This window comes from Psychrobacter sp. SHUES1, from assembly GCF_001652315.1.
Classification (GTDB): domain Bacteria; phylum Pseudomonadota; class Gammaproteobacteria; order Pseudomonadales; family Moraxellaceae; genus Psychrobacter; species Psychrobacter faecalis.
This window is the reverse complement of sequence record NZ_LXWA01000060.1, coordinates 21,053-27,052: the sequence shown is the minus strand read 5'-3', so window position 1 is coordinate 27,052 and position 6,000 is coordinate 21,053. Positions and strand designations below refer to the sequence as shown.

The window sequence follows — 6,000 nt, the reverse complement described above, 5'->3', positions numbered from 1 at the left end:
GCTATGGTTTTAAGACTACAGTGGTATTTATCAGCCAGTTGCTGGTAGGTCTGTTTACCCTGAGTGTATTCCCTCCATAGGGTTTGATTATTGAGTCTGATGCCACCTAAAAACTGCCGGCTGCAAGCGAGACATTGATACTGCTGTTTGCCAAGCTTACGTCCGTTCTTCTTGGTGTGTTTATCACGACAAAAAGGGCAGTTTTTTGATTCATGGCGTTGATTCCTTGCAAATATAGACAGTATATAGCGTTAGACCCTACGCCAGCATGAATTTTGTCCATTACACCCAAATATTCAATGACTCCAAACAATCAGCTGGAGCTCGCACCATTGTCGCCATCCTGTGGAATGAGCACAGTATTAGGCTAACGCGTTACTTAGCTGCCAAGATTATGAAGCAAATGAAACTGGTCAGTTGCCAGCTCAAGACCCACAAATACAAGCACGCTGATCAGGAACATAAAACCCATGACAACCTTTTAAAACGCAGATTTAGCCCAACGGCGCCCAACCAAGTCTGGACGGGCGATGTCACTTATATTCGCATTAAAGGCGGCTGGTGTTACCTAGCCGTTGTTTTAGACCTGTACGCCCGTCGTGTGGTGGGCTTTAGTGTCTCAGACTCACCCGATAGTATTCTGACAGGTAACGCTCTGAAAATGGCGTATCAGACGAGACTCAAACCAAGTGGTGTGTTATTTCACTCAGATCAGGGCACGCATTACACCAGTAAGAAATTTGCTGAATCAATCGATGATTGCGACGGTATGACACAGAGTATGAGCCGTCGTGGAAATTGTTGGGATAACGCCCCAACTGAGCGCTTCTTTAGAAGCTTCAAAACAGAGTGGATGCCAAAGGGCGGTTATGAGAATATCGCTGAGGCTAAAAGTGCCATTAGTGATTATATCTGGGGCTACTATCAAACCGTGAGACCGCACACTTTCAACAATTATTTAACACCAGCTGAAACAGAAAGACGTTACTTTAATCAAAACCTCTTATCAGGTGTCCTAAATTAGTTGACCACTACAGTTGTTTTCTAAGCCACCTATGCGGTGGTGAAGCTATTCAATACGCCAATGCCGCTTCATCTTGGTTTCTAAGCCACCTATGCGGTGGTGAAGTTATCATCTAGCAAGTCATAGAGCGAGCGTACTTTCTAAGCCACCTATGCGGTGGTGAAGGTTACTTTGTTGAAGTTTGGCGCAAGGCAGACTTTCTAAGCCACCTATGCGGTGGTGAAGGTAGGTATTGATTTAACTGTTTGCGTACCATTTTTCTAAGCCACCTATGCGGTGGTGAAGCGTCGCTGTAATGCGATGACCAATCATGCAGCTTTCTAAGCCACCTATGCGGTGGTGAAGATTTAATCCGCTTAGCGTGGCGGTGGATAGCATTTCTAAGCCACCTATGCGGTGGTGAAGGGTAATCAATGGGGCGATAAACCTAACCCGTGTTTCTAAGCCACCTATGCGGTGGTGAAGCTGCGCTCCGCTGGGCGGTATCTTCAGCTGGTTTTCTAAGCCACCTATGCGGTGGTGAAGACAATCTCGATAATCAAGCTGACATTGACGATTTCTAAGCCACCTATGCGGTGGTGAAGACTTATCAAGCAATCGATGGCAAGGCTTACAATTTCTAAGCCACCTATGCGGTGGTGAAGTTACAAAGCGGCCGCCGATGGTTTTCTACTTTTTTCTAAGCCACCTATGCGGTGGTGAAGCTAAACTCGCTCTTCTTTTCGTCCAGTCTATCTTTCTAAGCCACCTATGCGGTGGTGAAGTGACCAAGCGACATTGATGCTGATTGGCCATTTTTCTAAGCCACCTATGCGGTGGTGAAGTCTAACCTGATCGCCAGTGAGTGAGGTATCGATTTCTAAGCCACCTATGCGGTGGTGAAGCTGGTGCGTTATTGCTTTGCTGTGTTTGTGGCTTTCTAAGCCACCTATGCGGTGGTGAAGCTGATTTATTAGAGGTGCAAGGCTGGCTGACTTTTCTAAGCCACCTATGCGGTGGTGAAGGCCACATGATGCAGACGCTAGGCACAGAATGGTTTCTAAGCCACCTATGCGGTGGTGAAGGTTTCGGCTCTGGCAAGACTTGGGCAGGCTGTTTTCTAAGCCACCTATGCGGTGGTGAAGATGAAAATGTGCCATAAACATTGTAAGACACTTTTCTAAGCCACCTATGCGGTGGTGAAGAGCATCACCCATGCCTAGCCCACCTTCCTCATTTTCTAAGCCACCTATGCGGTGGTGAAGTATTGCGCTGTGCAATGGTAGGCTGGCTCGTCTTTCTAAGCCACCTATGCGGTGGTGAAGAAGGCTAAGACGGATTACTTTAGCAAACACTTTTTCTAAGCCACCTATGCGGTGGTGAAGAGCAAGCTGTATGCGTGCGATTGCCAGCTCGCTTTCTAAGCCACCTATGCGGTGGTGAAGTTCCATGCTGGTAATACCGCCCAGCTCGCATATTTCTAAGCCACCTATGCGGTGGTGAAGTGTGCGTTTGTTTCTGTGGCTGTGGTTAAAGTTTTCTAAGCCACCTATGCGGTGGTGAAGTTTTATCGATGAATGCTAAGCGGCGCACGAATTTTCTAAGCCACCTATGCGGTGGTGAAGGACGCCCTAATGAATCAGCACGTCCGCTATTGTTTCTAAGCCACCTATGCGGTGGTGAAGTTTTATCGATGAATGCTAAGCGGCGCACGAATTTTCTAAGCCACCTATGCGGTGGTGAAGGACGCCCTAATGAATCAGCACGTCCGCTATTGTTTCTAAGCCACCTATGCGGTGGTGAAGCTTCATTCCATTTAAATATCAGCGTACCGTTGTTTCTAAGCCACCTATGCGGTGGTGAAGGCTGCAATACTGATTGGTTGCTAACGGGTGTGTTTCTAAGCCACCTATGCGGTGGTGAAGAGCAACACGGGCACACTGGATAAGCGCTTTGTTTTCTAAGCCACCTATGCGGTGGTGAAGGGTCCATCACCTTGACTGGCCCAGTTCCTCACTTTCTAAGCCACCTATGCGGTGGTGAAGGGGTTGCTTAGTGTGTGGCGTTCTCTCGTAGATTTCTAAGCCACCTATGCGGTGGTGAAGGATTTAGTGATAAAAAATACTTGGTTTTGCTTTTTCTAAGCCACCTATGCGGTGGTGAAGGATTGTGCGAAGAGCATCTGAAGCTGGTCGCTTTTCTAAGCCACCTATGCGGTGGTGAAGAAGCTAAAAGCAGCTTATGACAACAACGAAGTTTTCTAAGCCACCTATGCGGTGGTGAAGATGCTTGCCCCTCGCTGGTGCAGCCGACGACTTTTCTAAGCCACCTATGCGGTGGTGAAGAAGTCGGCTATGCAATTGATGTGCAAACCGATTTTCTAAGCCACCTATGCGGTGGTGAAGTTTGACGCTAATGATTTACCTTTAATGATTGATTTCTAAGCCACCTATGCGGTGGTGAAGTGAAAATATTTTTTATTGGCTAACGGTAGTATTTTCTAAGCCACCTATGCGGTGGTGAAGTAGCTCGCCAAACACCCATAGCATTTTTTGATTTTCTAAGCCACCTATGCGGTGGTGAAGGTCGCGTTTGTTTTTAGGGTCGTAAATATTTGGTTTCTAAGCCACCTATGCGGTGGTGAAGGAAAACGTCGAATGGGAAATCCGCCACGGTACTTTCTAAGCCACCTATGCGGTGGTGAAGAGTGAGCCGTCCAATCCCATGGCAAAGCTGACTTTCTAAGCCACCTATGCGGTGGTGAAGTTTGCAGCGTCTAAGTATTGAGCAAGCGTGTTTTTCTAAGCCACCTATGCGGTGGTGAAGTGAGTGATAATGAATAGTTTACTAGGTGGCGTTTTCTAAGCCACCTATGCGGTGGTGAAGGTGCTAACATCGGGTCTTCCATCGCATCTACTTTTCTAAGCCACCTATGCGGTGGTGAAGTACTTGGGGTGGTGGGCGACTTTGCTATATACTTTCTAAGCCACCTATGCGGTGGTGAAGGTAGGTTTTCATAAACAGGCGTACCAGTTAAATTTCTAAGCCACCTATGCGGTGGTGAAGGATTATATTGATCGTGATCATGCAAATAGAATTTTCTAAGCCACCTATGCGGTGGTGAAGGATTTTGGTTACGATCAAATGGCGCAAAGAATTTTCTAAGCCACCTATGCGGTGGTGAAGAGGAATTGTACCTCTAAAAAATCAGTTACGACAAGGCGTAGAAGGCAAAATACCCTATTTTACCCTCCATTTTTTGCCCTATCGTAACTGTTTGATTTCATTGCATGTTTTTAAATAGCTCAAAAAAGGGTTTTTACTCCCAATCTTCGGGTAATTCATCATTACCATTTAATTCGCTTACCAATGTGGCACAGTAACCGTATCACGCATGCCATTCATACCATAACTGTTAAAGCTACCTGCGGTCGCCTCACTACAAGGTTGCTGCAGAACCTTCAATACGTAATTGCTGTTATTGGTTTGGCTGTGCATTTGGATGAAAGGCAATGGCATCTCGGATTTGCGTTTGGCGACTGTTGCCATTGCCTCGTCATAACTAATATTCAACTTATCTGACAAGGTTTGCGCTTGCACGTCTAGAGGTTTAAAGCGGTAACGATGTACGCTGAAATAGCTCGTTACTTTATCCGTCGGCACTTTTTTGATGCCTTTAACATGCACATAGTCAGTCAATCTATCTAACCACTTATCAAGGTTTAAAGTTTCCAAATCCTTTTGGCTAGGTGCAAAGACGCGAATCTTTAGACCAAGCTTGGATGATTTACCCTTCTCATCATAATGATAATCAGGGAAGCTGACACCGATGGACTTGATGCCGTGCTCATTTTTCATCTCCGCTAATGCAATATGCAGTTGGGTAAACAGCTTACTCCAAATAAAGTAGGGCGCAATCTCAGGATCAGGGATGATGGTTATTTCTTGGAAATAGTTCAGGTTGGTTGAGTCAGTCATAGCTTACTCCTTGCCACTGGCACCAAACACGCCGCCACGGATAAGTACACCCATCACGTAATGTTGTTGCTCAATATCTGGTGCATCGCCTTTTAATACCCAATTGTCAAATAGAGTATAAAAGTCCATCTTAGCTTTAGGCTGACGAAACGCCGTACCTAGTGTGGTCACCGCGCCATATGGCTCAACCGCGATAGGGAACTCGGCATCAGGATACCAGTCATCGATAGTACGGATAGCATTACTGACTTTTTGTGAGTGCATGCCTGCTTTACCATTGATTTGGTAGAGTTCTTTAGATTTCGTTTTGCCAGTATCAAGTACTAGTTCTTGCGAAGGATACACTTCTTGACCGTAGCCCATGACGGCAGCAGCTCTAATATATAAAATAATAAAGGCGTCATCGTTTAATCCCTTCTCAATAAGACTGGCAAGTTGCTTGATATCGTCGTTTTTTGTCGCTTCCTCATCGAAGCCACGTAACGAGATCGATTTAGCATCAAAGTCAAAGCTATGCGCATTACCATCAACGGTACAACTAACATTAACTTGAATACTTTCAGCGCCTACGCGGTTACGCCATAACCAGCGTGCATTAGCGATATTAGTAGCGTAGCGGCGTGCCAACTCACTGACGCCTTGGTTTTCTAAATAATTCTGTACAGTCGAAACTAAAGCTTGTTGATAATCTTGATCGTTACAAACGCTAGGCTTACCTGAAAAGGGTAGTACCTTGCAACTCCAAGTCACTACTAAGGTATCGCAGTCCTCGTCTAACGCGGCAGAATCTACACGTTGTAAGTTAGCTTTTTCGATTTCAGCATCTAGTTTAGCAGGGTCAATTTTTTCAGGGTTTTTTAGACGGTTACTAATAGTACCGCGCACTGATTTTTCTTTAATAGTGACAGGCTGCGCTTTGCTGTCTTTATTTTGACTGTTTTTTTGAGCAAAAAAAGCGTCAGAGATATCAAGGTTACGCTCAAAAGCCAATACGCTAGCAGTTTTTAAATTACTCATAG

The 6,000-nt window shown here is 45.6% G+C and carries 3 protein-coding genes and 1 CRISPR repeat array; of the genes, 1 reads left to right on the top strand and 2 read right to left on the bottom strand.

Annotation, left to right across the window (positions count from 1 at the left end; translation table 11 throughout):
- Positions 1 to 268: 268 nt before the first annotated feature.
- The gene (locus A7325_RS08375; RefSeq protein ID WP_068406883.1) at positions 269 to 1,024 is read left to right on the top strand and encodes an IS3 family transposase; all 756 of its coding nucleotides are present in this window, start codon (positions 269 to 271) and stop codon (positions 1,022 to 1,024) included.
- Positions 1,025 to 1,041: 17 nt separating this feature from the next.
- Positions 1,042 to 4,189: a CRISPR direct-repeat array (repeat unit 28 nt; unit sequence TTTCTAAGCCACCTATGCGGTGGTGAAG).
- Positions 4,190 to 4,366: 177 nt separating this feature from the next.
- On the opposite strand, the gene cas6f is transcribed toward A7325_RS08375, so the two are convergent.
- Positions 4,367 to 4,981, bottom strand: a complete 615-nt coding sequence (gene cas6f / locus A7325_RS08370; protein ID WP_227514975.1) for a type I-F CRISPR-associated endoribonuclease Cas6/Csy4 — start codon at positions 4,979 to 4,981, stop codon at positions 4,367 to 4,369.
- 3 nt (positions 4,982 to 4,984) lie between these two features.
- Complete coding sequence (csy3, locus tag A7325_RS08365; protein WP_068406880.1) at positions 4,985 to 5,998, bottom strand: type I-F CRISPR-associated protein Csy3; 1,014 nt, start codon at positions 5,996 to 5,998, stop codon at positions 4,985 to 4,987.
- Between the last annotated feature and the right edge of the window lie 2 nt (positions 5,999 to 6,000).